The following is a 25917-nucleotide window of genomic DNA, read 5'->3' on the forward strand; positions in this document are numbered from 1 at the left end:
AGGCCCCTTCCGGAGGATGCAGAAGTGGAAGAACGGTACTCCGCCACCGGCTCCGCATCGCGCCAGACGCGTTTTGTTCATAGAACCGGGTCCCACTCGACGGCGCCTGGACACACACTTGTGCCCTGCTGGCGGACAATTCGCAGCAATGTCTCCAGCGTGCGGACGACGTGCTCGGCGCCGGCCGCCCGAAGGCGCTTCTCGTTGCGGTCGTTACGCGCGTAGCCGAGGAAGGGAATGCCGGCCCGGGAGGCGGCCTCCCAGTCCGTGGGCGAGTCGCCGATCATCAGGGCGGCCGCGGGCGCCGTCCCGGTCGCGCTCAGGGCACGGGTGAGGCAGTACGGGTCGGGCTTGAGGCGGCGCAGGTCCTGGGTGCGGCCGTAGATGTGGGGGGAGAAGCACCCGGTCAGGCCGCGGCCGTCCAGGTAGGCGCGCGCCACGCGGGGGGAGTTGTTCGTGGTGATGGCCAGGCGGGAGCCGACCGCGGACCAGGTGCGTATCAGGGGGTCGGCGTACGCGGTGGGCATCGCGGAGACGGCGGCCTGCAGCTCCTCCTGGGTGAGACGTTCCTCCAGTTCCGCCACCAGGTCGGAGCCGGGGTGCCGGCGTTCCACGGCGCGCAGCAGGAACTGCGGATCCAGCGACTGCCGCTCCCGCTCCGTCAGCAGCCCGTGCAGGCCGCGGCTCTCCAGCCACTCCACCAGTTCGCCGGCCACCCGCTCCGCCTTGTGTCCCGCGAACAGGCGGCAGATGGGGCCGTCGAAGTCCCACAGCACCACTTTCGCCCGGGTGATCACGCCCCGGATCGCTTCCGCCGTGTCCTCGGTCCCGGCGGTCCCCGGATCGTTCCGCTCATTCCGCTTCGTATCAGGAGTCACTAGGAGAGTGTCAGGTCCGAGGTGATGGTTTCCCAGAGGGCGTCGAACCACTTCTGCGACTGCTGTATGAACGCCTCGTCCCGCTGGCCCCGCCTCATCTCGAAGGAGAACAGCAGGGACTGGGAGCCGAGGGTGTCGTACATCTCCAGGGTTCCGCTGTCCGTGGACTCCTCGCGGCGGGTGACCATGTAGTAGCCGATCAGCGCCTCCGTGCCGTTGAGGAGGTAGAGCTTCACCGGCGGGGTGAAGGGCAGCGCGCGGAAGGTGACGTTCACGTCGATGTCGTGGGTGCCGCGCAGGGCGTGCAGGTTGTACCTGAGGACCTGGCCCTGGGCGTTCCGCATGGCGAGCCAGCGCTGGTGCACCGGGTCGTCGTCGCCGCGGCCGTCGACGGGGACCGGGAAGGCGAGGCTGATGTCCCGGGACGGCAGCAGGATGCGCACGTCGATGCGCTCGGGTCGGGCGCGGCCCTCGTGGATCATGCGGAGGGGTTCGCTCAGGGCCAGCATGAGGGTCTCGGCGGTCAGGCAGGCGGCGTCGATGCGTACGTGGGATGCGGAGAAGGCCTCGGCGAGACGGGGGGCGAGGCCCACCATCGTCGGCTGGGGCTCGTCGCGGGCGGGGGCCGGTTCGGCGATGCGCGGGGGGCTGCCCTTGCTCACGTTGCTGAGCAGGCCGTCGTCCTGGAGTGCCCGCAGGGCCTGGCGTACCGTGCCGCGCTCCACGCCGAACTCCTCGGCGAGCTCGGCCTGGGTGGGCAGGCGGTCCCCCGCCCTGAGGTCTCCGACCCGGATCCGTTCCCGGAGGGCGTCGGCGATCTCCTGGGGCGTGAGTCTTCTGCTGCCGTTCACTGCCACGTTCTCCTGGGTCACGACCAAACGCTACAACTTGCGTCTATCCAATGGCAGTTGTCCGTAGGTTGTTTATGGATGGGTACCAAGTGGGGACAACTTAATCAGAGTTGGTTGCCAACTTGGTCAAGTTGGCGGAAGTTTTGCTTCCTGGCAACCTGAAGGGGGAACCATCGTGCCTGCCCTCGCCCTCCTCTCCGCCGTCTTCGTCGTCGGATTCGAACAGCTCGTGCAGTGGAAGTACGGCGCCACCGGCCTCGTCGGCCTGCTGCTGCTCACCGTGGGCCTGAAGGCCAAGAGCCCGGCCGTCAGCTCGGCCGGGGCCGTCCTGCTCGCCGTCCTGCTGGCGGGGCCCACCCCCTGAACCGCTCACGCCGTGAGCACGAGGTCCGAACTGATCGTCTCCCACAGGGCGTTGAACCACAGGTGGGACTGCTCGACGAAGGTCGCGTCCCGCAGTCCGGCGCCCTGCTCGAAGGCGAACAGCATCGACCGCGTGCCCTCGGCGTCGTACGTCTCCAGGTGCTCGTGACCGATCTCCCGCTCGCGCCGCGTCAGCGTGTAGTACGCGAACAGCGCCTCCGCGCCGTTGAGCAGATACAGCTTGACCGGCGGGGTGAAGGGCAGCGCACGGAAGGAGACGTGCACGTCGATGCCGTGCGTGGCACGCAGCGCCAGCAGGTTGTGCTGGAGCACCTGGCCCTGGGCGTTGCGCTGGTCCAGCCAGCGCCGGTGCAGCAGGCCCGCGGCCGAGGCGTCCACCGGGGCCGGGAAGGCCAGGTCGATGTCGCGGCTCGGCAGCAGGACGCGGACGTCGATCTTGGCCGGTTTCATACGCCCTGCGTGAATCTGGCGCAGCGGCTCGCCGATCGCGAGCGTGAGCGAGACCGAGGTCAGGCACAGGGCGTCGATCTCGACGTGCGGGGCCGCGAAGGCGGCGGCTATCCGCGGGGCCAGGCCCACCATGGTGGGCTGGGGCGGGGCGGACGGGCCGGCCGGGACCCGGCGGTGGCCCAGGTCGGGGGCCACGGTGGCGGGGCTGCCCTTGGTGACGTTGGTGAGCAGGTGCTCCGACTGCAGGATGCGCAGGGCCTGGCGTACGGCCCCGCGCTCGACACCGAACTCGTCCGCGAGCTTGGCCTGGGTGGGCATGCGCTGGCCCGGCCTGAGCACACCGGACCTGATCCGGGCGCGCAGTTCGTCGGCCACCTCGCGGTGCGACTTCTGTGGCCGTGGTGACCTCGTCCGTCCACTGGCGGAGGCGTGTTCCGGGTCCACGGTCAAACAGTACAACTTCCCGCCATCTTGTGGCAGTTCAGTGAAAGGTGGTTATGAGACGCGTCCAAGCGGAGATAAGTACTGTGGAGTTGGCAGCCAACTTGGAGAACATGGTCAATCCCCGGTTGGTTGGCCCACCGGGTTCCCTTCCGGAGGGGAGCCGGGAGCCCGGCCCGAGCACAGCCACAACTGAACAGCGACAACTCAACACGGATGCGCACAGCCACAACTGAACAAGCACGCTACGGATGAGTCAGCACCGTTCCCGGCAGGAGGGAGCCCTCAGAAGAGGTCCGGGCACCACGGTCGCCCGGACGTACGCAGCAGGGCGTCGGCCACTCGGGCGGCGCCCGCTCGGTCTTCCCGGGCCCGGCCGAGCGCCACGAGCCGCGCCACCGACTCGTCGCCCAGCCAGACACGGGCCAGGTCGCCGATGTCCAGGGCGAGTTCGGCGCTCTCGGTGGCCGTGGGGGTGCAGGACGCGCCCTCGGGCGAGGCCTCCAGCCGGAACCGGCCGCCGGCCAGCCCCTGCCGGTCGGCGATCTCCAGCACCAGCGAACCCTCGCCCTCGTACGTCCGCGCCTCCATGGCCCGTACGACATCCAGGATCCGTACCCACAGCCAGTCCGCCTGCGTGGTGATCCTGGCCGCCCGGGGGTCGGGGAAGAAGAAGGGCAGCAGGTCGTCGGGGGAGCGCCAGCCGCTCTTGACCTTCGTGACCCAGTCGATCGAGCAGAGGTAGTGCCACAGGGCACGCTCGGCGGCCGGAGTGGAGGCGATCAGCCACCTCACGTCGGCCGTGCTGTGCGGCAGCTTGTCGTGCCAGGTGTCGTCCGCCTTGTACGACACCATGCCCTCGACCTCGCCGGACGCCGCGCGGTAGACGGCGTGGAAGGGCTCGGTCCACTCGCCTCCGCGGAAGCGCACCACGCCCGTGTCCACCTTCCACCACAGCTCGTCGCGGCTCACCGCGCCGGGCTGGGCCCGGCGGACGTGGTCGTGCAGCTCGGGGCCGAGCTTGCGTACGTCCTCCGCGTCGACCAGGTCGATACGACCGCCGTCCGCCGGGACCGGGCGGCGGGGGTCGAGGCCCGTGCGCGGGACGTCGACGGTCCACTCGGTCATCCAGGTGGCCGGGCCGAAGCCGTAGCGGCCGTAGATCGGGTACTCGGCGGCTATCAGTGTGGCGACCACGTCTCCGCGGTCCTTCGCCGCGGCGAGGTCCTGGCTCATCATGCGGGTCAGGAGGCCGCGGCGGCGGTGGGTCGGAGTGACCGTGACGTTGGAGATCGCGTCGGCGGGGACGGCCGCGCCGCCCACCGCGGTGACTTCCTGCGCGAAGGAGCGGAAGGTCGCCACACAGCGGTCACCGTCGAAGGCTCCGAGGAGGCGGCCCGGGACGAAGTGGTTCCGCCGGGCCTCGAGCTGCTCCGGGGCGATGGTCGGTGGGCTGAGGAAGCCGGTGTTCAGGGCGCGGTGCCAGTCGGCCAACTCGGGTTCCCGGACAGGGCGTACGTCGGTCATGCGGGCCACGGTAGGTGCGCGGCGGAGCGGTGTCGCGGGCTTTTCCGCCCGCCCGCACGCACCGCGCGAGGCGCCGCCTCACCTCAGCAGGTCGTCCACCTGCGCCTCCCCCACCCGATACCGCCGGGCGATCTCCGCGCTGCAGTCGTCCGCCGTGCGCTGCAGGTGCTGGCGGCGCCGGGAGACCTCCTGCTCGTACCGGACGAGGCGGCCCATCGCGGTGCCCAGTTCGACGTCCGTGCGGGCCTGGAGGTCGGAGAGTTCGACCTCGGCGAGCATGTCGGCGGCCAGGCGGCGGTACTCCTCGTTGTGCGGGGTGCCCAGCGTGACGTGGCGGGCCGAGGAGCGGTGGCGGGCCGGGGCGTCGGTGAGGATCTCCGCGAGGCGGGCCACCACGGAGGTCATCACGGTCGCGCCCTCCGGGCCGTCCGAGGCGACCACGGACGCCGGGCCGCGGCGGGCGAGTTCGGCGCCCAGGATGTCGATACGGCCCTGCAACAGCCTCCGTACGTAGCTGAGATCCGCCTCGTCGCGCTGCGCGTCCCGGCGCAGCGTGCGCAGCTCCGGCAGGCTCAGCCGGGTCAGGTCGTGCTCGGGCGGCTGTGCGGGCAGCGCCGGGCTGTCGCTGCGCTGTGCGGGCGGGCGTTGCATCCCCTGCAACTCCAGCCCCCCGGTAATCGGTGTGCTCATGTGCCTCTACCGTCCCCTCGACCGGCTACGGCAGCATCGTGCCACCCCAACTGGCCGCTATGTAACCGAGTACCCCCGAGTACCCCTGAACGGCCCCAGATGGGTGGGTTAATGATCAAAAGTGGGCCCGCTGGGAACATGCCTCTGGCACCCGGCATCATGGTCCGCATGCGTGCAGTGGTGCAGAGGGTGGACGGCGCGAGCGTCGTCGTGGACGGACAGACCGTGGGCGAGATCGTCGGCGAGGGGCTGTGCGTCCTCGTCGGGGTCACGCACGAGGACACCAAGGAGAAGGCGGCCCAGCTCGCCCGCAAGCTGTGGTCCGTCCGGATGCTGCAGGATGAGAAGTCGTGCAGTGACATCGACGCCCCACTGCTCGTCATCAGCCAGTTCACCCTCTACGGGGACGCCCGCAAGGGCCGCCGGCCCACCTGGAACGCGGCCGCGCCCGGCGACGTGGCCGAGCCACTCGTCGACGAGGTGGTCGCCCAGCTGCGCGCGCTGGGCGCGACGGTGGCGACGGGCCGGTTCGGCGCGCGGATGCGGGTGTCGCTGACGAACGACGGCCCGTTCACCGTCCTGCTGGAGATGTGACCCGGGACGCGTCTCAGGCCCCTCCCGGGGCCTGTCCTTCAGGGCCCGTCCCAGGACTCGCCTCAGGGCTCTACGACGACCTCCTGCGCCGCCGCCGTCTCCCCCGCCACCAGCCGCGCGTCCACCGGCACGTTGCGCTTCACCAGGGCCAGGGCCACCGGGCCGAGCTCGTAGTGCCGTACGGACGTGGTGATGAAGCCGATCCTGCGGCCGTCGGGGCCCTCGTCGGCGAGCCGGATCTCCGTCCCGGGCGTCGGCAGGTGGACCTCGCTGCCGTCGAGGTGGAGGAAGACCAGCCGGCGCGGGGGCTTGCCCAGGTTCTGCACCCGGGCGACGGTCTCCTGGCCGCGGTAACAGCCCTTCTCCAGGTGGACGGCGGTGCCGATCCAGCCCAGCTCGTGCGGAATGGTGCGGTGGTCGGTCTCGAAGCCGAGGCGCGGCAGGTGCCGCTCGACGCGCAGGGCCTCGTGGGCGAGGATCCCGGCCGGCGGGCCGGCGGACCCGGCGTACGACTCCAGGTCCGCGCGCGGGAGGAACAGGTCACGCCCGTACGCCGTCTGCCGTACCACGACACCCTCGGGCACCTCCGCGATCGAACCGGCCGGCAGGTGCACCACCGCGGTGTCGGCCGTGCGGTCGGCGACCTCGACCCGGTAGAAGAACTTCATCGACTCCAGGTAGGCGATCAGCGCGTCCTGGGTGCCGGGCTCCACGTGGGCCCAGACCGTCTGGCCGTCGTCCACCAGGTACAGGGCATGCTCGATGTGGCCGTGCGCGGACAAGATCAGCGCCTCGGTGGCCTGGCCGACGGGGAGTTCGCTGACGTGCTGGGTGAGCAGCAGGTGCAGCCAGCTCAGGCGGTCCTCGCCGGTGACGGTGACGACTCCGCGATGGGAGAGGTCGACGAATCCGGTGCCGTCGGCGAGGGCGCGCTGCTCGCGGAACAGGTCGCCGTAGTGGGCGGCGACGCCTTCGTCCACGCCCTCGGCAGGGACGGCGCCGGGCAGGGACAGCAGGGGGCTCTTCATACCGGTAAGCCTACGACCTGGTTGTTGAACTCTTGAGCGAAGAGTCCTTGAGCGTACAGTCCTTGCAGCGGCCGAAGATCGCGAAGTGCTTCATGTCGGTGTCGAACCCGAACGTGTCGCGGAGCTTGGCGGTGAACTCGGCGGCCACCGACACATCGGCTTCGATGACGTTCTGGCAGTCCCGGCAGACCAGGTGGATGTGGTGGTGCCGGTCGGCCAGGTGGTAGGTGGGAGCGCCGTGCCCCAGGTGGGCGTGGCTGACCAGACCGAGCTCCTCCAGGAGCTCCAGCGTCCGGTACACGGTGGAAATGTTGACCCCCGACGCCGTCTTCCTCACCTCACTGAGGATGTCGTCGGGGGTCGCGTGCTCCAGGGTGTCCACGGCTTCGAGCACGAGTTGCCGCTGCGGCGTCAGCCGGTAGCCGCGCTGCCTGAGGTCACTCTTCCAGTCGGTGCTCACCACGGCGTCCAGTCTAGGGCTCCCTCACGGACCCGGGTCGGGTCCGAACGGCACGCCCCGCCATCAGCAGGTCGGCGAGCAGAGCGCGGTACTCGCCCGCCCGGGCGATCCCGGTATGGATGCGGACCTCTTCGTCCAGAGCGGCGAGGGTCTCGCCGATGGCTTCCTGCTCGGTGAGCGGAGGGCGGAGCACCGGGAGATGCCCAGGTCACGCAGACTGATCGAGGGGGTCGTCGCACCGGCCGAGCGCCTCTTCATCCATCTCTGGGCGGCGCCCGCGCTCAGATACCCGGTGAGGTACGCCGCCAGAGACAGGTCGGGGGTGCCGAGCCGCAGCCTGACCACTGTGTGGACAGCCACTGGTGCTGCTCCCCGGTCACCAGGGCCCACCGGCCGACCGTACCGGTCCGGGTGAGGACCGTGGCCGGCCGCTTTCCGCCGCTCGGCTACTTGAAGAACGCGATCCCGTCGTCCGGGAGGTCGTCCGGGAGGGCCTTGGCCCAGCGCTCGACCTCCTCGGGGGTGACGACCTTCTTCAGGTGGGCCGACATGTAGGGGCGCAGCTCGACCTCGGGGGTCTGCTTCTCGCCGACCCACATCAGGTCGCTCTTGACGTAGCCGTACAGACGCTTGCCACCGCTGTAGGGGCGGGACGCCGCCGTGCGGGCCACGGCGTCCGTGACCAGGTCGATCTGCGGCTTCTTGTCGGCCAGTTCGCCGTACCAGATCTCGATGACGCCGTCGTCGCGGGTCATCGTGACCTCGACCTTGCGGCCCGCGTCGATCCGCCAGAAGCCGGACTCCGACTCCAGCGGGCGGACCTTGTTGCCGTCGTTGTCCAGCACCCAGGTGTGGGAGCGGTACTCCAGAAAGTCCCGGCCGTCGTGCGTGAAGGTGACCTCCTGCCCGAAGTTGCACTTCTCCGAGCCGGGGAAGTCGTGGACGCCCGCGCCGGCCCAGTTGCCGAGCAGGAAGGCGAGGGGTACCAGGTCCTTGTGGAGGTCGGACGGGATCTCGATCATGAGCGGCAGTTCCTAGGTGTGGGTCAGCGCTGGCCCTGGTACAGCTTCTTCACGGTCAGCCCGGCGAAGGCGAGAACGCCGACGCAGACCAGGACCAGCAGGGTTTCGAAGAAGATCTCCACGGGTGCTCCTTGAGCGAGGGTGGGCGTACACAGAGCCGGGCCCCAGCTTACGCGGCCGGAACCCGGCCCTCTCAGTGAGGTGCGCCGCCCTTGACTCCGTCGAGGAAGCGGGTCCACGCGGCGGGCTCGAAGAGGAGGGTTCCGCGGGAGGGGTCCTTGCTGTCGCGGACAGGGAGGACGGAGGGGATGTTGTCGGCGACCTCGACGCACTCGCCGCCGTCCGGATTGCTGTAAGAGCTCTTGCGCCAAGTCGCGGTGCTCAGATCGATCGCTCGCACGGCACTTCCTCCAACATCCGCAGGACGAACTTGCGCGACTCGACCGGGTTCAGAGCCACGTCACGCATCGCATCGTACGCACGTTGCAGCCGCTCAACTGAGCCGTTCTCCTCCACCAGTTCACCGCGGTGGGCGTTCTCCGTGTACGCCACCGTTCTCCCGTCCAGCAGCCGCAGGAACATCACGGCTGTGCTCACCAGCCCGTACAGCCCGGAGCCTTGCGGCAGCACCTGCACGGTGATGTTCGAGCGATCCGACACCTCCAGCAGGTACCCCAACTGCTCCCGCCACTCACGCTCGTCGCGTAGCGGCGTACGCAGCACCGCCTCCGCCAGAAGGGCACGGAACGGCGGCGCATCGTCGCCCTCCAGCAGCTGCCGCCGTCCTGTGCGCGCTTCGACCTGCTGATCCAGCTCCTTGCCTCTGGCGCCGCCCAGTGCCAGAACCTCACGCGCGTACCCCTCGGTCTGAAGCAATCCAGGCAGGACACTCACCCCGTAATGCCACAGACTCACCGCCTCGGCCTCCAGCAGCATGTACCGCCGGTACTGCTCCTTGAACTGCGTCGGATCCCCCACCGCCAGCTCCCACAACGCCAGCAGCAGTCCCGGCGTCCCGTAGTGCTGGTCCAGTGCCTGGACCACCTCGGGGCTGCCCAGGGTCTGGCCGCTCTCCATCTTCCCGAACAGGGACCAGTCCCAGCCCAGCACCTCGCCGAGCTTCCGCAGGCTCTCACCCCGCTCCGTGCGCAGCAGCCGTAACTCCTCCGCGAACCGCTTCCTCGGCTCCTGGCTCCGTCCCGTGATCACCCGTCTCGGCGGCATCGCGCTCCTTTGTGGAAGACGCCGTGGAAGGTGTGGAACTACTGCCCGGAGGCGGAGAAGGAGACCTCGTCCACAGCGTGATGGCCCTGATCAGGGGCCATGCTCGTACTGGTCGGAACACGCAGCGTAATCCAGTCGTCGCGCTGTGCGCAGGTGTTGGTGGAAAGGAGCAGACCCATGGAGCCGAAGGCCCTGGAACGCGGAGCGGTCGTCTACGACCCGGCCACCCGCAAGGTCGGCGAGTACCAGGACAGATCCGGGCCGTACGCGCTGCTGCGCCCCGTCGGCGGCGGGCGGGAGTGGCAGGCCGACCCGGCCGCGCTGCGTCCCGCCACGGCCCGGGAGCTGTTGAGCGCCGGTGTGCGGGCGGCGAACGAGCGCACGTGGACGGCCGACGACACCAGCCGTCCGCCCGCGCCGGTGCGGGGCTGCCCGACGTGCGAGGAACTGGCCGGCCTACGGGAGGCCGCGCAGGCGGTGCACGACCGCAGCGCCGAGACCGACGCCAACGTGCTGCTGCGCCAGCACCAGCGACAGGAGCACCGCCCGTGACCGACCGGCAGCGGCCCGCCGACGTGCGGGAGTACCCGGCCTTCGTCCTGCCCCCGTTCTCGCCCGGTCACCGGCCCGAACCGCCGGAAGAACCCCCTCCCGCACGTGCCCGTGGCCGCCGCGTCCGTACTCGCCGTATCCGATCCGGCGACGCCTTCTGGAGCGGCGTCCTCACCGCGATCAGCGTCACGGGCCTCGTCGTGGCCATCGTCACCTTCTTCCGCACACACATCTGAACAGGCGCGACCCTCGCCTGGGAGGCCAAGGGTCGGCCGGCGCTTCCGGTGACGGCCCGGGCTACGCTTCCGGCATGGCGAAGAAGCTCGTGATCAAGGTGACCGCGGGGGCCGATGCCCCCGAGCGCTGCTCGCAGGCGTTCACGGTCGCGGCGGTGGCCGTGGCCAGCGGGGTCCAGGTCTCCCTGTGGCTGACCGGCGAGTCCGCGTGGTTCGCGCTGCCGGGCCGGGCCGCCGAGTTCGAGCTGCCGCACGCGGCCCCGCTGCCCGACCTGCTGGACTCCATCCTGACCGGCGGCAGCGTCACCCTGTGCACACAGTGCGCGGCCCGCCGCGACATCACGGAGAACGACGTCCTGGAGGGCGTACGGATCGCGGGCGCGCAGGTCTTCGTACAGGAGGCGCTGGGGGACGACACACAGGCGCTCGTCTACTGAGACACCCGTCTCACCTGCGCTTCTTGCCGTCCAGCTCGTCCCACCACTCGTCGGACTGGGGATCGCCGGAGGGATCGTCCCACCAGCGGTCCTCGGGGCCGCGCCGGTTGGCGATCATCGCGGCCACCGGCGGGATCACCATGGCCACCACACACATGCCGACCGCGGCGGGCACCGACCAGATGCGCACCACGCCCCAGGCCAGGACGAACAGCACGATGCAGGTGCCCATCATGGCGAAGTACACGTGACGGCGTCGGGCGTACATGCTTCCAGCGTAGATCGGCACCGACCACTCAGCGCGAGCACCGGAGCACCCAACCGGCGACCCCTACCCACCCACCCCGACGGGCGGAGCCCGGCGCAGCGCCCCGCAGCCTGCGAAGCAGTGCCAGGGACGCATCAAAGAAAGGCCACGTGACGGCGTCGGGCGTACATGCTTCCAGCGTAGATCGGCACCGACCACTCAGCGCGAACAGTGCGGGGCGCCCTACCCGGGCCCGGGTACGGCGAAGGGCCGCACCCCAGGCGTCCAACCCGTGGGGCGCGGCCCTGTCGCGGGCTCAGACCGCGATCGCGACCTCCGCGAGGCCGCCCTGCTGGGCGACGACCGTGCGGTCGGCGGTGGCGCCGGGGACGAGGGCGCGGACGGTCCAGGTGCCCTCGGCCGCGTAGAAGCGGAACTGTCCGGTGGCGGAGGTGGGGACCTCCGCGGTGAACTCGCCGGTCGAGTCGAGCAGGCGGACGTAACCGACCACCGGCTCGCCGTCGCGGGTCACCTGGCCCTGGATCGTGGTCTCACCGGGCTTGATCGTCGAGGCGTCCGGGCCGCCGGCCTTCGCTCCACACATGTCTTTCTCCTGAGGGGGTCTCGGTCTGACCGGAAGGTCGGTCGGGTGGGTTACTTGTTGGCGCCGAGCTCGATCGGCACACCGACGAGGGAGCCGTACTCGGTCCAGGAGCCGTCGTAGTTCTTGACGTTCTCCACACCGAGCAGCTCGTGCAGGACGAACCAGGTCAGCGCCGAGCGCTCACCGATGCGGCAGTAGGCGATGGTGTCCTTGGCCAGGTCGACGTTCTCCTCGGCGTAGAGCTCCTTGAGCTCCTCGTCCGACTTGAAGGTGCCGTCGTCGTTGGCGTTCTTCGACCACGGGATGTTCCTGGCGGTCGGGACGTGACCGGGGCGCTGCGACTGCTCCTGCGGGAGGTGGGCAGGCGCGAGCAGCTTGCCGCTGAACTCGTCGGGGGAACGGACGTCGACCAGGTTCTGCGAGCCGATCGCCGCCACGACGTCGTCGCGGAAGGCGCGGATCGCGGTGTTCTGCGGCTTGGCCTTGTACTCGGTCTTCGCGCGCTCGGGCACCTCGGTGCCGTCGACCAGCTCCCGGGCGTCCAGCTCCCACTTCTTGCGGCCACCGTCGAGGAGCTTGACGTTCTCGTGGCCGTAGAGCTTGAAGTACCAGTAGGCGTACGAGGCGAACCAGTTGTTGTTGCCGCCGTAGAGGACCACCGTGTGGTCGTTGGCGATGCCCTTCTCCGACAGGAGCTTCTCGAAGCCCTCCTGGTCGATGAAGTCACGGCGGACGGGGTCCTGCAGGTCCTTGGTCCAGTCGATGCGGATCGCGTTCTTGATGTGGTTCTTCTCGTAGGCGGACGTGTCCTCGTCCACCTCGACGATGGCGATGGTCGGGTCGTCCAGGTGCTCCTGGAGCCAGTCGGCGTCGACCAGGACGTCGCTGCGGCTCATGCTCTTTCTCCTCCGGGGCAGGTGCGGCGGGGCGTGCGAGTGCGTGGGTGCGCGGCCCGGCGGGGCCGGCGCACGAATGCCCTGAGCAGGGCGGGGCTGAACGCGGAAGTCGGAGCTTCCGCTCAGAAGGGGCGACAGAGCATGGCGGCAACGCGGCACAGGTCCACTGCCCGCCGCTTCGTGAGATCCGCCTGTCGCTTCATGGGCTCGATCGTAGGGACGGACAGCGGGGCGTGTCACCGGGGTGTCGCATGTTGAGATGCGATCGTCCGCGATTTGGGACAGGGTGCGGGGAAGAACTCGCGCCGCAGGGCATCCCGGCGCCGGTGGCGGTCGGTGCATCTGCGGTACGGACGCGGACGTCTCGCTCCTCGGACGGCCGCCCACACCGCAGGTGGTCCTACCCGGCCAGCTTGACGTTCGAACCCTTCACCGTGATCTCGACGCCGTCCTTCGCCGCCTGCACCTTGTCGAGCTTGATGCCGCCCGGCAGCTGGTCGACGGCCTGCTGGAAGTCGGTGATCTCGCGGACCCGGTCCTCGGCGATGTCGACGCCGCCGATCGCGGGCAGGGCGTCGGCGTGCACCTTCACCCTGTCGCCCTCGACGGCGACCGAGCTGAGGACGGGGACCGGGTTGGGCAGCTTGTTGCCGAGGACCGTCGCCTCCACCGCGACCTTGATCTTGCCGTTGCCGCCGTCGGACAGGCCGACCACGCGGGCGGTGACGCCGGGGGCGACCTGGGTGGGCTCGGACTTGGCGGTCTTCAGCAGCTCGGCGTAGGCGATGGTCGCGGTGCCGGTGGCGCTGGAGGCGGTGGCGGAGCTGTAGTCGCCGGAGAAGTCGACGCCCTTCAGGTCGGCCTTCAGGTCGTCGATACGGATCTTCTCGGTGCCGTTGCCGGTGGCCGCCTCGTAGTCCTTGATGCCGACCTCGACGTCGTCCAGGGAGCCGCTCGCGACCTGGGTGAGGAAGGGGAAGCCCTTGATCGACACGTCGGGGGTTTCGGCGAGGTTCTCGCTCGCCTTCAGCTTGTCGGCGGCCTCGCCCTCCGCGAAACTCACGGCGACGCGGTCGGCGATCACGAACAGGCCGCCCAGGATCACGACGACGATCAGCAGTATTCGCAGGGCGCGCATCTGTTTGTTTCCCCCGGCTAGGCAGTCATGTGGAGATCACTTGTGGGTCGCTTGTGGTGCCACGGAGACGGTAACCCTGCGAGGCCGGGCCGCAGGGCGTTTGTCGATCACCTGTGACAGGAACGCCGTGCCCACACCCGCGCGACTACCCCAGCGCCCGCCCCAGCACCCACACCACCGGTGCCGCCGCCGACAGCGGCAGGGCCACGCCCGCGGTGAAGTGGACGAAGCGCGAGGGGTAGTCGTAACCGGCGACGCGGTGGCCGATCAGGGCGCAGGCCGCGGCGGCGGCGCCCAGGAGGGCCCCCTTGGTGCCCAGGTCCGTCACCCCGCCCAGCGCGATGCCGGCACCCGCCGCGGCGAGCACCGCGACTACGACGGAGGCCGGGGTCGGCAGGGGGATGGCCCGGGCCAGGAGGGCCACGGCGACCGCGGCCGCGCCGACCGTCACCGCGTCGGGCTCGGCGCCCAGGTAGCCGGTGGCGATGACCGACAGCGCCGTCGAGGCGACCGTCGCCATCAGGCCGTACATGCGCTCGTCCGGCGAGGCGTGCGAGCGCAGCTGGAGGACCAGGGCGAGCAGGACCCACACACCGAGCGGGCCGAGGATCGCGGCCGGCGCGTGTTCCCGGCCGGCCACCAGCACCGCCGCGTCCGCGGTGAGCGCCCCGGCGAAGGCGAGGGCGATGCCCTGCCGGGCGGGCCACATGCCGTTCAGCCGGAACCAGCCCGCGGCCGTCACCGCCTGGAGCAGCACCAGCGGTACGACCAGGGCGTACGTCCCGATGGCCGCCGTACCGGAGAGCAGCAGGCCCAGCAGGGCCGTCAGCGCGGCGGGCTGCATGCCCGGTTCGATGATCGGGGAACGGCCCTCCAGCCGGGCGCGCTGGGCGTCGGTGATGCGGGAGTTGCCGGCGACGGTGGCCGGGCCGTACGAAGACTCGGGCCCGGAATCCGGTGCGGGGGGCTGCGGGCGCGCGGGGCCGGCGGGCCCGTACCCCTGCGGCGGCAGGTACGCCGTCTCGGCGGCCGTCACCGGCGGCTGCACCGGCACGTGCGTCTGCGTCTCCCAGGTATGGCCCTGCCACTGCTGGGTGTACTGCTGGTCGTACCCCGCCTGGTCGTACCCCGCCTGGTCCTGCCCGGGCCAGGCCTGCGGCGCCTGCTGCTGGTACGGGTCGTAGCCCTCGTACCCCTGATAGCCCTCGTACCCCTGGTGGGGGTTTCCGCCCTCGTACGGCTGGTTGGTCATCGCTCACCCTCCTGCGAACGGCGGGAGCACCTCGACCGTGCCGCCCTCGGCCAGCCGTACCGTCTCATGCTCGCGCGTCCCCACGGGGTCACCGTCGACGAGGAACGAGCATCGCTGCAGGACGCGCACGAGTTCGCCGGGGTGTCGCTCGCGCACCGCGGCGAGCGCCTCGGCGAGGGTCGCCGCGTCGTACGGCTCCTCGGCGACCCCGGCCGCGGCCTTGGCGGCGGCCCAGTAGCGCACCGTGACCTTGGACATCTGGTTCCTCAATCGGAGAGAGACGGATGAGGCCAGGCTAGCCCGCCCGCGCCGCCGCCCAGTCCCCGATCCGGGCCAGGAGTTGCTCCGGTGCCGCGTGCTCGGCGTGCCCCATGCCGGGCTCAAGCCAGAGTTCGCCGTGGTCACCGGCCGCCTCGGCCAGCATCCGGGGGTGGTCGACGGGGAAGTAGCCGTCGCTGTCGCCGTGCACGATCAGCAGGGGGGTGGGGGCGATCTTCGGCACGGCCTCCACGGGGGAGAGGGGCACCGGGTCCCAGTCGCGGTGGTGGATGCGGGTGCGCAGGCCGTAGCGGCCGACCAGGCGGCCCTCGGGGCGGGTGACCAGCCAGTGCAGGCGGCGCATCGGGGCGGTGCCCCGGTAGTACCAGCGGGCCGGCGCGCTCACGGAGACGACGGCGTCCGTGCCCTCGTGCAGTGCCGCGTGCCGGAGCACCACCGAGCCGCCCATCGAGAAGCCGACGGTGACCACGCGCGCGTGCCCGAGGCCACGGGCCCACTCCACCGCGGCGGCGAGGTCGAGCACCTCCTTGTCACCGACCGTGGACCGGCCGCCCGACGCGCCGTGCCCCCGGAAGGAGAAGGTGACGACGGCCCCGTACCGGGCGAGGATCCCCGCCACCCGCCGCACGTGCGGCCGGTCCGCGGCGCCCGTGAAACCGTGCGCGACGACGAACACCAGGGCACGGGAGGGTGGCGCGGAGGCGTCGTATACGAACGACCCGGGGTTGTATACGGAATCGATCGCAATCCCGTCGGCGGTGTGCAGAAACGTCCGCAAAGGTGTGCGTCTGCTCGTCTCACAGTTCGGACGAATGGTGGAACGTGCCACATGACCTGCCGGACCGTTGCTCATGTGGGCTATTCTGCTGGGCAGAGGACTCGGGCAGCGAAGCCCCCGGGTCCTTTTGTGCTTTCGGAAGCGTTGTATACGAAGCGGTAAAGCCGCAGGTGTACGGGGCCCCGGGATCGCAGAGCAGTGCCGCACCGCACACGTCCTCGCAGGGACCGAGGAGGAACCAGACGTATGAGTTCTCTGCTGCTCCTGACCAACGCCCTCCAGCCGTCGACGGAGGTGCTTCCCGCCCTCGGCCTGCTGCTGCACAACGTGCGGGTCGCCCCGGCCGAAGGCCCCGCACTCGTCGACACCCCGGGTGCCGACGTCATCCTCATCGACGGCCGCCGCGACCTGCCGCAGGTGCGCAGCCTGTGCCAGCTGCTGCGTTCCACGGGCCCCGGCTGCCCGCTCATCCTCGTCGTGACCGAGGGCGGCCTGGCCGCCGTCACCGCCGACTGGGGCATCGACGACGTACTCCTGGACACCGCCGGCCCCGCCGAGGTCGAGGCCCGTCTCCGGCTGGCCATGGGCCGGCAGCAGATCGTCAACGACGACTCCCCGATGGAGATCCGCAACGGCGACCTGTCGGTGGACGAGGCAACGTACTCCGCCAAGCTCAAGGGCCGGGTGCTCGACCTCACCTTCAAGGAGTTCGAGCTGCTGAAGTACCTCGCGCAGCACCCGGGCCGCGTGTTCACCCGCGCACAGCTGCTCCAGGAGGTCTGGGGCTACGACTACTTCGGCGGCACGCGCACGGTCGACGTGCACGTACGACGGCTGCGCGCCAAGCTCGGCCCCGAGCACGAGGCGCTGATCGGAACCGTCCGGAACGTCGGTTATCGATTCGTTACTCCCGAGAAGGCGGACCGCACCTCCGACGAGGCGAAGGCCAAGGCCGACCCGCCAAAGCCGGAGGATGCGGACACCTCGGCCGCCCTGGACGCCACCGAGATCCCCGCGGAGGCCTAGCCGACGCTCGGGCAGGGCATTGCTTCCGCACAGGGAAGCCCCGGTACGCCCTGCCCAGAGCGGGTCTCTCCGCGTAGACTCCGCGCGTGGCCAAGGTGACTCGGGATGATGTGGCGCGGCTGGCGGGGACTTCCACCGCCGTGGTCAGCTATGTCATCAACAACGGACCCCGGCCGGTCGCCCCGGCCACGCGCGAGCGTGTCCTCGCCGCGATCAAGGAGCTGGGGTACCGGCCCGACCGCGTCGCCCAGGCGATGGCCTCGCGGCGCACCGACCTCATAGGCCTGATCATCCCGGACGCCCGCCAGCCCTTCTTCGGGGAGATGGCGCACGCGGTCGAGCAGGCCGCCTCCGAGCGCGGGAAGATGGTGCTCGTCGGCAACACCGACTACATCGGCGAACGCGAGGTCCACTACCTGCGCGCCTTCCTCGGCATGCGGGTCTCGGGGCTGATTCTGGTGAGCCACGCGCTCAACGATCTGGCCGCCGCCGAGATCGAGGCCTGGGACGCCCGGGTGGTGCTGCTGCACGAGCGGCCCGAGGCCATCGACGACGTCGCCGTGGTCACGGACGACCTGGGCGGCGCCCAGCTCGCCGTCCGCCATCTGCTGGAGCACGGGTACGAGTACGTCGCCTGCATGGGCGGCACCGCCGAGACACCCGCGGTCGGCGACCCGGTCTCCGACCACGTCGAGGGCTGGCGGCGCGCGATGGCCGAGGCCGGCATCTCCACCGAGGGCCGCCTGTTCGAGGCGCCGTACAACCGCTACGACGCCTACCGGGTCGCCCTGGAGGTGCTGTCCGGCCCGAACCGGCCGCCCGCGATCTTCTGCTCCACCGACGACCAGGCGATCGGCCTGCTGCGCGCCGCGCGCGAGCTGCGCATCGACGTGCCCGGCGAGCTGGCGGTGGCCGGCTTCGACGACATCAAGGAGGCGGCGCTGGCCGACCCGCCGCTGACAACGGTCGCCTCGGACCGCCCGGCGATGGCCCGCGCCGCCGTGGACCTCGTCCTCGACGACGGTCTGCGGGTGGCGGGCTCGCGGCGGGAGCGGCTGAAGACGTTTCCGTCGCGGCTGGTGGTGCGCAGTTCCTGCGGCTGCGAGTGACGCGTGCCCCCTGGCTGTGAGTGACGCGTGCCCCACGGCTGTGAGTGACCTGTACCAGCGTCTGTGAAGGCCCCCTGAGGCCCCGCCCCGAGCTGCGAGGACGGCGTTTGTCTCGGGCACACGAGGTTCTGCCGAGCTTCTCAGCAAGCACTCAGCGAGCTCTCATGGTCGCGGGCGAAGCTCTTTGTCATGACCGAGAGCTTCCGCCGCCGCGGCGCGTACGACAACCCGCAGGGTGACGCCTACCAGGGCGCGTACCCCCAGCAGCAGCACGCCTCCTCCGTGAACCCGGAGTGGCCGCCCCCGCCGGCGTACCAGCCCGTGCAGCCGGTCACCGTCGAGCCGGGCACCACCGTGTGGCCGGGCCAGGCCGCGACCGCGACGGACGGCGCGGACGGCGGCACCGCCGTCCTCACCTCGGTCTCCGCCGATCCCGACCCGGCGCCGAAGAAGAAGCCCACCCGCGGCCCGATCGCCCTGCTGGCCGCGGTGGCCATGGTCGCGGCGGCGATCGGCGGCGGCACGGCGTACGCCTTCCGGGAGCTGACCGGCAAGGACACCGCCGCCACCTCCTCCACCACCGCCAACGTGGTGCCCTCCGGCAAGAAGGGCGATGTCGCCGCGATCGCCGCCGTGGTCAGCCCGAGCGTGGTCGAGATCAAGGCGACCCTCAGCAACGGCTCCTCCACCGGCTCCGGCGTGATCATCACGTCCAACGGCGAGATCGTCACCAACAACCACGTCATCTCCGGCGCCTCGTCGATCAAGGTGACGACCAGCGACGGCAAGTCCTACACGGCCGAGGCCGTCGGCACCGACAGCTCCAAGGACCTCGCCCTCCTCAAGCTGCAGGGCGCCTCCGGCCTGAAGGCGGCGACCCTCGGCAACTCCTCGGGCGTCCAGGTCGGCGACACGGTCGTGGCGATCGGCTCCCCCGAGGGCCTGACCGGCACCGTCACCAGCGGCATCGTCTCCGCGCTGAACCGCGACGTGACCGTCTCCACCGACGAGAACCCGGGCCAGAGCCAGGGCGGCGACGGGCAGTGGCCGTTCCAGTTCGGCGGCCGGCAGTTCAACGGCGACACCGGCTCCTCCACCACCACCTACAAGGCGATCCAGACCGACGCCTCGCTGAACCCCGGCAACTCCGGCGGCGCCCTGATCGACGCGAGCGGCGCCATCATCGGCATCAACTCCGCGATGTACTCGTCGGCCCAGTCCTCGTCCTCGGCGGACGCGGGAAGCATCGGCCTCGGATTCGCCATCCCCAGCAACACCGTCAAGTCCGACCTGGCCGAGCTCCGGGCCGGCTCCACCAGCTGAACCACCACCCGGCACATCAGGGAGTACGTCATGATCAAGCAGGTTCCGCACACGGTCGCCGGCACCGACCCGGCCGGCATCGCACTGGCCCTCGCGGTGGCGTACGACCTCCACGCACCGGTGCCGGCGCCCCGGGCCCCCGAGGTCGCGGCCCCCCAGCTGATGGGCCTGCGGGTCCCCGCCGGCCACCCGCACCGCCACAAGGTCCAGCTGAAGCGCCTGACCGCGGTCCGCGGCTGACGCCGGCCCCGTCCTTACTGCCCAGCCCGGAACCATGCGAGGCTGAGAGCGGCCCACCCACGACCACCGCACCCCGAGGAACCGCGAGCGATGAGCCCCGCCGAAGGCGACCGTGACCCCCAGCGCATCCTGATCGTCGACGACGAACCGGCCGTACGCGAAGCACTCCAGCGCAGCCTCGCCTTCGAGGGATACGACACCGAGGTCGCGGTCGACGGCGCCGACGCCCTGGAGAAGGCGACCGCGTACAAGCCCGACCTGGTCGTCCTGGACATCCAGATGCCCCGCATGGACGGCGTCACCGCCGCCCGCCGCATCCGCGGCGTCGGCGACACCACCCCGATCCTCATGCTCACGGCCCGCGACACGGTCGGCGACCGTGTCACCGGGCTCGACGCCGGGGCCGACGACTACCTGGTCAAACCCTTCGAACTGGACGAACTCTTCGCCCGGGTCCGCGCGCTGCTGCGCCGCAGCTCGTACGCGGCGGCGGCCGGCACGAACCCCGCCGACGAGGACGAGGCCCTCACCTTCGCCGACCTGCGCATGGACCTCGCGACCCGCGAGGTCACGCGGGGTGGTCGCCAGGTGGAACTGACCCGCACGGAGTTCACGCTCCTGGAGATGTTCATGGCCCACCCGCGCCAGGTCCTCACCCGCGAGCAGATCCTGAAGTCGGTCTGGGGCTTCGACTTCGAGCCGTCGTCGAACTCCCTGGACGTCTACGTGATGTACCTCCGCCGCAAGACCGAGGCGGGCGGCGAGCCGCGGCTCGTGCACACGGTGCGCGGCGTGGGCTACGTCCTGCGACAGGGCGGCGCGGAGTGAGAAGGCTGCTGCGCCGTTACCGTTCCCTCCCCATCCGCTCGCGCCTGGCGCTGCTGGTGGCGGCGGCGGTGGCGTTCGCGGTGGCGGCGGTGTCGGTGACGTGCTGGTTCATTGTGCAGGGGAAGCTGTACGACCAGCTCGACAGCCAGCTGAAGAAGTCCGTGCAGCGGCCTGTGTCCGTCAACCAGGCGGAGGCACTGCTCTCCGCGTGCCCGAAGAAGCCCACGGAGTCCGTGTTCGGTGGCTTGCGGTCCCATGACTCCTACTACTCCCAGCTCGTCAAGGCTGACGGCACGGCCTGCGTCTCCTCGGACGCCGCCGGCACAGTGAAGACCACGTCCAGCGACAAGGCCGTGATCAGGAACGCGGACAGCGGCGACGGTATCGTCCGCGACGGCACGGACTCCGACGGAAACGACGTCCGCGTGCTGACCATGCCCCTCGCGGTGAGCCAGGGCATCAGCTCCCCACCCCAGCTCTACCCCGACACCGCGTTGCTTGTCGCGGTCCCTCTCAAGAGCACCCAGAAGACCCTCAACGACCTGGCCCTGATCCTCCTCCTCGTCTCCGGCATCGGAGTCATCGGCGCCGGCGCCGCAGGCCTCGCGGTCGCCCGCGCCGGCCTGCGCCCCGTCGACAAGCTCACCGAGGCCGTCGAACACGTCGCCCGCACCGAGGACCTGAGCATCCGCATCCCGGTCGAGGAGGACAGGGAGGACGAGGTGGCCCGCCTCTCCCGCTCCTTCAACTCGATGACATCGTCCCTGGCCAACTCCCGCGAACTGCAGCAACAACTCATCGCGGACGCGGGCCACGAACTCCGCACCCCCCTCACCTCCCTCCGCACGAACATCGAACTCCTCACCCGCAGCGAGGAGACGGGCCGCCCCATCCCCCCGGCGGACCGCAAGGCACTGCTCGCCTCGGTGAAGGCCCAGATGACAGAACTGGCCTCGCTCATCGGCGACCTGCAGGAACTGTCCCGCTCGGAGGGCCAGCGCGGCGAACGCGTCCAGGTGGTCTCCCTGGAGGACACCGTGGAGGCAGCCCTGCGCCGGGCCCGCCTGCGCGGCCCGGAACTGACCATCACGGCATCCCTGGAACCCTGGTACACCCGGGCCGAGCCGGCCGCGCTGGAGCGGGCGGTGGTCAACATCCTGGACAACGCGGTGAAGTTCAGCCCCGAGGGCGGCACGATCGAGGTGCAGCTGAGCAAGGGCGTACTGACGGTCCGCGACCACGGCCCCGGCATCCCCACCGAGGAACTCCCCCACGTCTTCGACCGCTTCTGGCGCTCCCCGTCGGCCCGTGCCCTCCCCGGCTCCGGACTGGGCCTGTCCATAGTGGCCCGCACGGTCCAGCAGGCGGGCGGCGTGGTCTCCCTGGCGCGAGCGGAAGGAGGCGGCACGGTGGCAACGATTCGCCTCCCCGGCGCCCCCACCCCGCCCCCGGAGACGATCTGATCCCCACCCGGACAAACCCGCCCCGCACCGTTGCAGGACCACGAGTCGAGGGTGTGCCGGGCACCACTGGAAGATGTGAGCCACGCCCTCCCCCGCCCACCAGGACTTCAGGCACCCAGCCCCGGTCCAAATCCTCCCATCACCGCCGGCCGGAGCGGGAGGACGACCGCTTCGCCGAGTACAAGAACACGGGCCCCGGCGCCGGCAACCGCGAGCAGCGACCGCCCGCAGCTGACGGACGCCCAGGCGGCGGACCAGGAGGTCGGGGACTGGCTGGGGGACTGGACGACTACGGCTTCCTGACGTCTCCCGCACTCTCGTCGCTTCCCGGCAGCAGCTGCCACACCCTACGATCCCCCGAACAGCTGTCCGGAATTGATCGGTGGGCGGGGCCATGGCCGCAGGCGAGGGCGGGATGGAGCGGGAGTACCGCAAGGTCAGGAAGGTGCCACGGGGAATGACCGTGGTCATGGGGTTCCTGATGGGCAACAGCCTCCTCCAGCTGGCGAGGACGCATCACGTCATGCCCAAGTGGGTGTCGGCGGCCCTCGCGGGCTTCCACGTTCTACTGCTCGCGCACACGGCGCTCTGCACACGGCGCGGCCGCACCCTTGTCGGCCCTCACGGGATCACGGCCCCGCTCTGGGTTCCGCTCGCCGCCTTCGCCCTCCTGGCCGCCCTGCTGCACTGGCGCTGGGAGGCCCAGGTCCCCGCCGCTCCGCGCAGCCCGTGAGCCCCTCGCGCTACCACCGCAGGATCATCGTCTCCTCCGCCACCGGCACCGGCTCCCGCCCATCTTTGTCAGCCCTTGTCGGCGACCGGGCGGCGCTTCGGTGCGGACTTCTTGGGAGCCGCCCTCTTCGGGGCCGGGGCGGGCTTGCGGGCCTTCCTGACCGGGGTGATCTTGCGGAAGCGCCCGGCACGCACGGGATGCGCGTGCCGGGCCCCTGCCCTACGGCCTGCCGTAGGACTACTGCACGATCGTGATCCGGTCCGCCGCGGGCGGAGCCAGCGGGCGGCTCGCCGACGAGTTCGCGGTCAGGTACTTCTCCAGCGCCGTCAGGTCGTCCGTGCCCACGACGTCGTTCGTCCCCTGCCCCAGCGTGGTGAAGCCGTCCCCGCCACCCGCGAGGAAGCTGTTCGTCGCGACCCGGTACGTGGCCGCCGGGTCGACCGCCGCGCCGTTCAGCCGGATCGAGTCGGTCACCACCCGGTCCGCGCCGGACTTGGTGAGGTCCAGCGTGAAGGTCAGACCGGACGACACCTGCAACACCTTCGGCGCCGCCGCGTTCGCGCCGCTCACCTGCTCCTTGAGCACCTGGATCAGCTGCGCCCCGGTGAAGTCCTGAACGTTCACGGTGTTGGAGAACGGCTGCACGGTGAAGCCCTCGGCGTACGTCACCACGCCGTCGCCCTCGCTGCCCTTGGCCGCATACGTCAGCCCGGCCCGCACCCCGCCCGGGTTCATCAGCGCGAGGTCCGTTGCCGGGTCGAGGTCCTTGCCGTACGCCAGCTGGGCGTCCGCGATCAGGTCGCCCATCGGGGACTCGGTACCGGTATTGCTGATATCGGCCGATATGTAACCGATAGCCCGGTTTCCGATCGGTGCGGCCAGCGTGTTCCACTTGCCGATCAGCTCGGTCATGTCGGGCGCCTTGGCGACATCCCGCGTGACCACGTGGTTCGCCGACTTCACCGCCGTACGGGCGATGTCACCCGTGAAGCGGTCGTACGTCAGCGTCGTGTCCGTGTAGAGGCGGCCGAAGGAGGCCGCCGAGGTGACCATGCGGGGGCGGCCCGCCGGGTCGTCGATCGTGCAGACGTACGCGGTGTGGGTGTGGCCGGTCACCAGCGCGTCCACTGCCGGGGTGACGTTCTCGGCGATGCCGACGATCGGGCCGGAGATGCCGTCGCCGGCGCCCGGGGAGTCGCAGTCGTAGTTGTACGAGGAGGAGGACGGGTAGCCACCCTCGTGGACCAGGGCGACGATCGACTGCACGCCCTGGCGCTGGAGCACCTTGGCGTACTTGTTGATCGTCTCGACCTCGTCCTTGAACGTGAGGCCCTTGACGCCGTCCGCCGAGACGATGCCCGGCGTGCCCTCCAGGGTGACGCCGATGAAGCCGATCTTGACGTCCTTCTTCTTCCACACCCAGTACGGGCGCAGGATCGGCTTGCCCGTCTTCTCGTCGAGGACGTTCGCCGCGAGGTAGGGGAAGTTCGCGCCCTGGAACTCCTCGCCGCCGTAACAGCCGTCGGTGGGGTGGCAGCCGCCGTTCTGCAGGCGGGCCAGTTCCCGCGCGCCCTCGTCGAACTCGTGGTTGCCGACGGAGGTGACGTCGAGCTTCAGCTTGTTCAGCGCCTCGATGGTGGGCTCGTCGTGGAACAGCCCGGAGATCAGCGGGGAGGCCCCGACCATGTCGCCGCCGGCCGCCGTGACGGAGTACGGGTGGCCCGCGCGGGCGTTGCGCAGGTGTGTGGCGAGGTACTCGACGCCGCCCGCGTCGACCGACTTCGTCGTGCCGTCGGGCTGGAGTTCGGTGACCCGGCCGGAGGAACCCGACGGCGGTTCGAGGTTGCCGTGCAGGTCGTTGAAGGACAGGAGCTGGACGTCCTGGTAGCGGCTGGGATGTGCGTGGCTCCCCGTGCCGTCGTGGGCGTCCGCCGGGAGCGCGGTGGCCAGTGCGGCGGCGGTGGCCAGCCCGGCGGCGGAGGCGAGAAGAGCGTACGTACGGCGTCTGACGCGGCGGTACGGGTGATGTGCGGTCGGCATGCGCCCCCCTGTGGGTCTGCTGGGAAGGTGGCCCGTTTCCGGCGCAGCCTAGAGTCAACGCGCGTAGCGCAACAGGGTGTTGAAGGTCACATCCTGGTTTCCCTTTGCCGTTTTCTTTACCGTTTCCCTTTCCGGCACCAGGCCGGGGCCGCCCCGTACCCTCATACGCATGACCAGCGACGACACCGAACGGCCCGCCCACACCCGTTCCATCGAGACCTACTCCGCGCTCTCCCCGGACCAGGCCGAGGCCGTGCTCGGGCTGCTCGCGGAGGCCGCCCGGACCGACGGGCAGCAGCCGGTGTCCGAGCAGGGGCGGCTGCAACTGGAGGGCGGCGCCCGCGAGGGCGTCTCGCACCTGCTGCTGCTCGTCGGCGGCGAACTCGTCGGCTACGCCCAGTTGGAGGACACCGACCCGGTGGAGGCGCCGGCCGCCGAACTCGTCGTCCACCCGGCACACCGCGGGCACGGACACGGCCGGGCGCTCGGCTCGGCCCTGCTGGCGGCCTCGGGCAAGCGGCTGCGGGTGTGGGCGCACGGCGGCCACTCCGCCGCCCGGCACCTCGCGCAGGTGCTCGGCCTCACCCTCTTCCGCGAACTGCGCCAGATGCGGCGGCCGTTGGCCGACCTGGAGCTGCCCGACCCGGTGCTGCCCGAGGGCGTGACGGTACGCACCTTCGTCCCCGGCGAGGACGACACGGCCTGGCTGGCCGTCAACGCCGCCGCCTTCGCCCACCACCCCGAGCAGGGCTCCCTGACCCAGCGCGACCTCGACGACCGCAAGGCCCAGCCCTGGTTCGACCCGGCCGGCTTCTTCCTGGCCGAGCGCGAGGGCGAACTCGTCGGCTTCCACTGGACCAAGGTCCACACCCAGGAGCGGCTCGGCGAGGTGTACGTCCTCGGCGTCGCCCCCGGTACCCAGGGCGGCGGCCTCGGCAAGGCCCTCACCACGATCGGCCTGCGCCACCTGGCCGTGCGGGGCCTGCCGACGGCGATGCTGTACGTCGACGCGGACAACAAGGCGGCGGTGTCGGTGTACGAGCGGCTGGGGTTCACGACGTACGAGACGGACCTGATGTACCGCACCGAGACCTGACACACCCCGCGCAAGGGGCGGCGATCTTGACGCCGCCCTGCCGCGCCGGCCCGCGACAGAGGGTGACGGGCACGCCACCGAAGCGGTTCGG

The 25917-nt window shown here is 70.7% G+C and carries 34 protein-coding genes and 1 pseudogene; 14 read left to right on the top strand and 21 right to left on the bottom strand.

Annotated features, from left to right (window positions below):
• Positions 1–77: 77 nt before the first annotated feature.
• Both ACIBBH_RS24400 and ACIBBH_RS24405 read right to left on the bottom strand, forming a co-directional pair.
• The gene (locus tag ACIBBH_RS24400) at positions 78–878 is read right to left on the bottom strand and encodes an HAD family hydrolase (protein ID WP_399407897.1); all 801 of its coding nucleotides are present in this window, start codon (positions 876–878) and stop codon (positions 78–80) included.
• Positions 878–1756, bottom strand: a complete 879-nt coding sequence (locus tag ACIBBH_RS24405) for a winged helix-turn-helix domain-containing protein (RefSeq protein WP_399407899.1) — start codon at positions 1754–1756, stop codon at positions 878–880. Before ACIBBH_RS24405 ends, ACIBBH_RS24400 begins: the two co-directional genes overlap by 1 nt.
• 148 nt (positions 1757–1904) lie before the next feature.
• Between ACIBBH_RS24405 and ACIBBH_RS24410 the strand changes: the two genes are divergently transcribed.
• Positions 1905–2093 carry a hypothetical protein gene (locus ACIBBH_RS24410; protein ID WP_399407901.1) on the top strand — a complete coding sequence of 63 codons (189 nt, stop codon included), beginning with the start codon at positions 1905–1907 and terminating at the stop codon, positions 2091–2093.
• Positions 2094–2098: 5 nt separating this feature from the next.
• Here the strand turns inward: ACIBBH_RS24410 and ACIBBH_RS24415 are convergent, their stop codons facing one another.
• From ACIBBH_RS24415 to ACIBBH_RS24425, 3 genes are all read right to left on the bottom strand, one after another.
• A complete protein-coding gene (locus tag ACIBBH_RS24415; protein ID WP_399407903.1) occupies positions 2099–3013 on the bottom strand; it encodes a winged helix-turn-helix domain-containing protein in 915 nt (304 codons plus the stop codon).
• A 276-nt stretch (positions 3014–3289) separates the two neighbouring features.
• Complete coding sequence (locus ACIBBH_RS24420; protein WP_399407905.1) at positions 3290–4531, bottom strand: GNAT family N-acetyltransferase; 1242 nt, start codon at positions 4529–4531, stop codon at positions 3290–3292.
• A gap of 78 nt (positions 4532–4609) precedes the next feature.
• Entirely contained in the window at positions 4610–5221 is a 612-nt protein-coding gene (locus tag ACIBBH_RS24425) for an aerial mycelium formation protein (RefSeq protein ID WP_399407907.1), read from the bottom strand.
• 168 nt (positions 5222–5389) lie between these two features.
• Between ACIBBH_RS24425 and dtd the strand changes: the two genes are divergently transcribed.
• Complete coding sequence (dtd, locus tag ACIBBH_RS24430; protein ID WP_399407909.1) at positions 5390–5815, top strand: D-aminoacyl-tRNA deacylase; 426 nt, start codon at positions 5390–5392, stop codon at positions 5813–5815.
• A 62-nt stretch (positions 5816–5877) separates the two neighbouring features.
• Here dtd and ACIBBH_RS24435 read toward each other — a convergent pair whose 3' ends face one another.
• The 6 genes from ACIBBH_RS24435 to ACIBBH_RS24460 form a co-directional block, all read right to left on the bottom strand.
• Positions 5878–6843, bottom strand: coding sequence for a YgfZ/GcvT domain-containing protein (locus tag ACIBBH_RS24435; RefSeq protein WP_399407911.1), 966 nt, complete (start codon positions 6841–6843; stop codon positions 5878–5880).
• A 10-nt stretch (positions 6844–6853) separates the two neighbouring features.
• The gene (locus ACIBBH_RS24440) at positions 6854–7306 is read right to left on the bottom strand and encodes a Fur family transcriptional regulator (protein ID WP_399407913.1); all 453 of its coding nucleotides are present in this window, start codon (positions 7304–7306) and stop codon (positions 6854–6856) included.
• A gap of 10 nt (positions 7307–7316) precedes the next feature.
• Positions 7317–7496 (bottom strand): hypothetical protein, encoded by a 180-nt coding sequence (locus tag ACIBBH_RS24445; RefSeq protein ID WP_399407915.1) that lies wholly within the window; start codon positions 7494–7496, stop codon positions 7317–7319.
• Positions 7497–7749: 253 nt separating this feature from the next.
• Entirely contained in the window at positions 7750–8325 is a 576-nt protein-coding gene (locus ACIBBH_RS24450; protein WP_399407917.1) for an FABP family protein, read from the bottom strand.
• A 193-nt stretch (positions 8326–8518) separates the two neighbouring features.
• Positions 8519–8725: a DUF397 domain-containing protein gene (locus ACIBBH_RS24455; RefSeq protein ID WP_399407919.1), complete on the bottom strand. Its 207-nt coding sequence runs from the start codon at positions 8723–8725 to the stop codon at positions 8519–8521.
• Entirely contained in the window at positions 8707–9549 is an 843-nt protein-coding gene (locus ACIBBH_RS24460) for a helix-turn-helix domain-containing protein (protein WP_399407921.1), read from the bottom strand. Before ACIBBH_RS24460 ends, ACIBBH_RS24455 begins: the two co-directional genes overlap by 19 nt.
• A gap of 177 nt (positions 9550–9726) precedes the next feature.
• Here ACIBBH_RS24460 and ACIBBH_RS24465 point away from each other — a divergent pair, with 177 nt between their 5' ends.
• The 3 genes from ACIBBH_RS24465 to ACIBBH_RS24475 all read left to right on the top strand — a co-directional run bounded on the left by ACIBBH_RS24465 (position 9727) and on the right by ACIBBH_RS24475 (position 10774).
• The gene (locus ACIBBH_RS24465) at positions 9727–10101 is read left to right on the top strand and encodes a hypothetical protein (RefSeq protein ID WP_399407923.1); all 375 of its coding nucleotides are present in this window, start codon (positions 9727–9729) and stop codon (positions 10099–10101) included.
• A complete protein-coding gene (locus ACIBBH_RS24470; RefSeq protein WP_399407924.1) occupies positions 10098–10337 on the top strand; it encodes a hypothetical protein in 240 nt (79 codons plus the stop codon). The genes ACIBBH_RS24465 and ACIBBH_RS24470 overlap by 4 nt, the downstream gene beginning before the upstream one ends.
• Before the next feature lie 74 nt (positions 10338–10411).
• The gene (locus ACIBBH_RS24475) at positions 10412–10774 is read left to right on the top strand and encodes a DsrE family protein (protein WP_399407926.1); all 363 of its coding nucleotides are present in this window, start codon (positions 10412–10414) and stop codon (positions 10772–10774) included.
• Between the two features lie 10 nt (positions 10775–10784).
• Here the strand turns inward: ACIBBH_RS24475 and ACIBBH_RS24480 are convergent, their stop codons facing one another.
• From ACIBBH_RS24480 to ACIBBH_RS24515, 8 genes are all read right to left on the bottom strand, one after another.
• Positions 10785–11042, bottom strand: a complete 258-nt coding sequence (locus ACIBBH_RS24480) for a DUF3099 domain-containing protein (protein ID WP_399407928.1) — start codon at positions 11040–11042, stop codon at positions 10785–10787.
• A gap of 295 nt (positions 11043–11337) precedes the next feature.
• Positions 11338–11625: a DUF1416 domain-containing protein gene (locus tag ACIBBH_RS24485; protein WP_020122955.1), complete on the bottom strand. Its 288-nt coding sequence runs from the start codon at positions 11623–11625 to the stop codon at positions 11338–11340.
• 50 nt (positions 11626–11675) lie between these two features.
• On the bottom strand, positions 11676–12521 hold the full coding sequence (locus tag ACIBBH_RS24490) for a sulfurtransferase (RefSeq protein ID WP_399407930.1): 846 nt from the start codon (positions 12519–12521) through the stop codon (positions 11676–11678).
• Positions 12522–12643: 122 nt separating this feature from the next.
• Positions 12644–12724: an Ms5788A family Cys-rich leader peptide gene (locus tag ACIBBH_RS24495; RefSeq protein ID WP_350751515.1), complete on the bottom strand. Its 81-nt coding sequence runs from the start codon at positions 12722–12724 to the stop codon at positions 12644–12646.
• Between the two features lie 197 nt (positions 12725–12921).
• Positions 12922–13659, bottom strand: coding sequence for a DUF2993 domain-containing protein (locus ACIBBH_RS24500; RefSeq protein ID WP_399407932.1), 738 nt, complete (start codon positions 13657–13659; stop codon positions 12922–12924).
• Between the two features lie 145 nt (positions 13660–13804).
• A complete protein-coding gene (locus ACIBBH_RS24505; RefSeq protein WP_399407934.1) occupies positions 13805–14911 on the bottom strand; it encodes a hypothetical protein in 1107 nt (368 codons plus the stop codon).
• 3 nt (positions 14912–14914) lie between these two features.
• The gene (locus ACIBBH_RS24510) at positions 14915–15169 is read right to left on the bottom strand and encodes a MoaD/ThiS family protein (RefSeq protein WP_399407936.1); all 255 of its coding nucleotides are present in this window, start codon (positions 15167–15169) and stop codon (positions 14915–14917) included.
• A gap of 37 nt (positions 15170–15206) precedes the next feature.
• Positions 15207–16043, bottom strand: coding sequence for an alpha/beta hydrolase (locus ACIBBH_RS24515; protein WP_399407938.1), 837 nt, complete (start codon positions 16041–16043; stop codon positions 15207–15209).
• 171 nt (positions 16044–16214) lie between these two features.
• Between ACIBBH_RS24515 and ACIBBH_RS24520 the strand changes: the two genes are divergently transcribed.
• The 8 genes and pseudogenes from ACIBBH_RS24520 to ACIBBH_RS24555 all read left to right on the top strand — a co-directional run bounded on the left by ACIBBH_RS24520 (position 16215) and on the right by ACIBBH_RS24555 (position 22690).
• A complete protein-coding gene (locus ACIBBH_RS24520) occupies positions 16215–16994 on the top strand; it encodes a winged-helix domain-containing protein (protein ID WP_399407940.1) in 780 nt (259 codons plus the stop codon).
• A gap of 86 nt (positions 16995–17080) precedes the next feature.
• Positions 17081–18103, top strand: a complete 1023-nt coding sequence (locus tag ACIBBH_RS24525; RefSeq protein WP_399407942.1) for a LacI family DNA-binding transcriptional regulator — start codon at positions 17081–17083, stop codon at positions 18101–18103.
• 189 nt (positions 18104–18292) lie between these two features.
• Positions 18293–19426 carry a S1C family serine protease gene (locus tag ACIBBH_RS24530; protein WP_399407944.1) on the top strand — a complete coding sequence of 378 codons (1134 nt, stop codon included), beginning with the start codon at positions 18293–18295 and terminating at the stop codon, positions 19424–19426.
• Positions 19427–19456: 30 nt separating this feature from the next.
• Positions 19457–19666 carry a hypothetical protein gene (locus tag ACIBBH_RS24535; protein ID WP_399407946.1) on the top strand — a complete coding sequence of 70 codons (210 nt, stop codon included), beginning with the start codon at positions 19457–19459 and terminating at the stop codon, positions 19664–19666.
• 90 nt (positions 19667–19756) lie between these two features.
• Positions 19757–20494 (top strand): response regulator transcription factor, encoded by a 738-nt coding sequence (locus ACIBBH_RS24540; protein ID WP_399407948.1) that lies wholly within the window; start codon positions 19757–19759, stop codon positions 20492–20494.
• The gene (locus ACIBBH_RS24545) at positions 20491–21957 is read left to right on the top strand and encodes a sensor histidine kinase (RefSeq protein ID WP_399407950.1); all 1467 of its coding nucleotides are present in this window, start codon (positions 20491–20493) and stop codon (positions 21955–21957) included. The genes ACIBBH_RS24540 and ACIBBH_RS24545 overlap by 4 nt, the downstream gene beginning before the upstream one ends.
• A 158-nt stretch (positions 21958–22115) precedes the next feature.
• Positions 22116–22260 (top strand): annotated as a pseudogene (locus ACIBBH_RS24550) (pectin esterase); the annotation flags it as partial.
• 91 nt (positions 22261–22351) lie between these two features.
• Positions 22352–22690 carry a hypothetical protein gene (locus tag ACIBBH_RS24555; protein WP_399407952.1) on the top strand — a complete coding sequence of 113 codons (339 nt, stop codon included), beginning with the start codon at positions 22352–22354 and terminating at the stop codon, positions 22688–22690.
• A 68-nt stretch (positions 22691–22758) separates the two neighbouring features.
• Here ACIBBH_RS24555 and ACIBBH_RS24560 read toward each other — a convergent pair whose 3' ends face one another.
• The gene (locus ACIBBH_RS24560) at positions 22759–22884 is read right to left on the bottom strand and encodes a hypothetical protein (protein ID WP_399407954.1); all 126 of its coding nucleotides are present in this window, start codon (positions 22882–22884) and stop codon (positions 22759–22761) included.
• A gap of 43 nt (positions 22885–22927) precedes the next feature.
• Complete coding sequence (locus ACIBBH_RS24565; RefSeq protein ID WP_399407956.1) at positions 22928–24730, bottom strand: bifunctional metallophosphatase/5'-nucleotidase; 1803 nt, start codon at positions 24728–24730, stop codon at positions 22928–22930.
• 169 nt (positions 24731–24899) lie between these two features.
• Between ACIBBH_RS24565 and mshD the strand changes: the two genes are divergently transcribed.
• Entirely contained in the window at positions 24900–25826 is a 927-nt protein-coding gene (mshD, locus tag ACIBBH_RS24570) for a mycothiol synthase (protein ID WP_399407958.1), read from the top strand.
• Positions 25827–25917 lie beyond the last annotated feature (91 nt).

It is taken from the genome of Streptomyces sp. NPDC051636 (assembly GCF_044453765.1).
Lineage (GTDB): Bacteria > Actinomycetota > Actinomycetes > Streptomycetales > Streptomycetaceae > Streptomyces.

Coding starts and splice junctions, on each gene's coding strand:
- ACIBBH_RS24420 (WP_399407905.1), bottom strand. CDS start 4,531: ATGACCGACGTACGCCCTGTCCGGGAACCCGAGTTGGCCGACTGGCAC.
- ACIBBH_RS24425 (WP_399407907.1), bottom strand. CDS start 5,221: ATGAGCACACCGATTACCGGGGGGCTGGAGTTGCAGGGGATGCAACGC.
- dtd (WP_399407909.1), top strand. CDS start 5,390: ATGCGTGCAGTGGTGCAGAGGGTGGACGGCGCGAGCGTCGTCGTGGAC.
- ACIBBH_RS24435 (WP_399407911.1), bottom strand. CDS start 6,843: ATGAAGAGCCCCCTGCTGTCCCTGCCCGGCGCCGTCCCTGCCGAGGGC.
- ACIBBH_RS24450 (WP_399407917.1), bottom strand. CDS start 8,325: ATGATCGAGATCCCGTCCGACCTCCACAAGGACCTGGTACCCCTCGCC.
- ACIBBH_RS24460 (WP_399407921.1), bottom strand. CDS start 9,549: ATGCCGCCGAGACGGGTGATCACGGGACGGAGCCAGGAGCCGAGGAAG.
- ACIBBH_RS24465 (WP_399407923.1), top strand. CDS start 9,727: ATGGAGCCGAAGGCCCTGGAACGCGGAGCGGTCGTCTACGACCCGGCC.
- ACIBBH_RS24475 (WP_399407926.1), top strand. CDS start 10,412: ATGGCGAAGAAGCTCGTGATCAAGGTGACCGCGGGGGCCGATGCCCCC.
- ACIBBH_RS24480 (WP_399407928.1), bottom strand. CDS start 11,042: ATGTACGCCCGACGCCGTCACGTGTACTTCGCCATGATGGGCACCTGC.
- ACIBBH_RS24485 (WP_020122955.1), bottom strand. CDS start 11,625: ATGTGTGGAGCGAAGGCCGGCGGCCCGGACGCCTCGACGATCAAGCCC.
- ACIBBH_RS24490 (WP_399407930.1), bottom strand. CDS start 12,521: ATGAGCCGCAGCGACGTCCTGGTCGACGCCGACTGGCTCCAGGAGCAC.
- ACIBBH_RS24495 (WP_350751515.1), bottom strand. CDS start 12,724: ATGAAGCGACAGGCGGATCTCACGAAGCGGCGGGCAGTGGACCTGTGC.
- ACIBBH_RS24500 (WP_399407932.1), bottom strand. CDS start 13,659: ATGCGCGCCCTGCGAATACTGCTGATCGTCGTCGTGATCCTGGGCGGC.
- ACIBBH_RS24505 (WP_399407934.1), bottom strand. CDS start 14,911: ATGACCAACCAGCCGTACGAGGGCGGAAACCCCCACCAGGGGTACGAG.
- ACIBBH_RS24510 (WP_399407936.1), bottom strand. CDS start 15,169: ATGTCCAAGGTCACGGTGCGCTACTGGGCCGCCGCCAAGGCCGCGGCC.
- ACIBBH_RS24515 (WP_399407938.1), bottom strand. CDS start 16,043: ATGAGCAACGGTCCGGCAGGTCATGTGGCACGTTCCACCATTCGTCCG.
- ACIBBH_RS24520 (WP_399407940.1), top strand. CDS start 16,215: ATGAGTTCTCTGCTGCTCCTGACCAACGCCCTCCAGCCGTCGACGGAG.
- ACIBBH_RS24530 (WP_399407944.1), top strand. CDS start 18,293: ATGACCGAGAGCTTCCGCCGCCGCGGCGCGTACGACAACCCGCAGGGT.
- ACIBBH_RS24535 (WP_399407946.1), top strand. CDS start 19,457: ATGATCAAGCAGGTTCCGCACACGGTCGCCGGCACCGACCCGGCCGGC.
- ACIBBH_RS24540 (WP_399407948.1), top strand. CDS start 19,757: ATGAGCCCCGCCGAAGGCGACCGTGACCCCCAGCGCATCCTGATCGTC.
- ACIBBH_RS24555 (WP_399407952.1), top strand. CDS start 22,352: ATGGCCGCAGGCGAGGGCGGGATGGAGCGGGAGTACCGCAAGGTCAGG.
- ACIBBH_RS24565 (WP_399407956.1), bottom strand. CDS start 24,730: ATGCCGACCGCACATCACCCGTACCGCCGCGTCAGACGCCGTACGTAC.
- mshD (WP_399407958.1), top strand. CDS start 24,900: ATGACCAGCGACGACACCGAACGGCCCGCCCACACCCGTTCCATCGAG.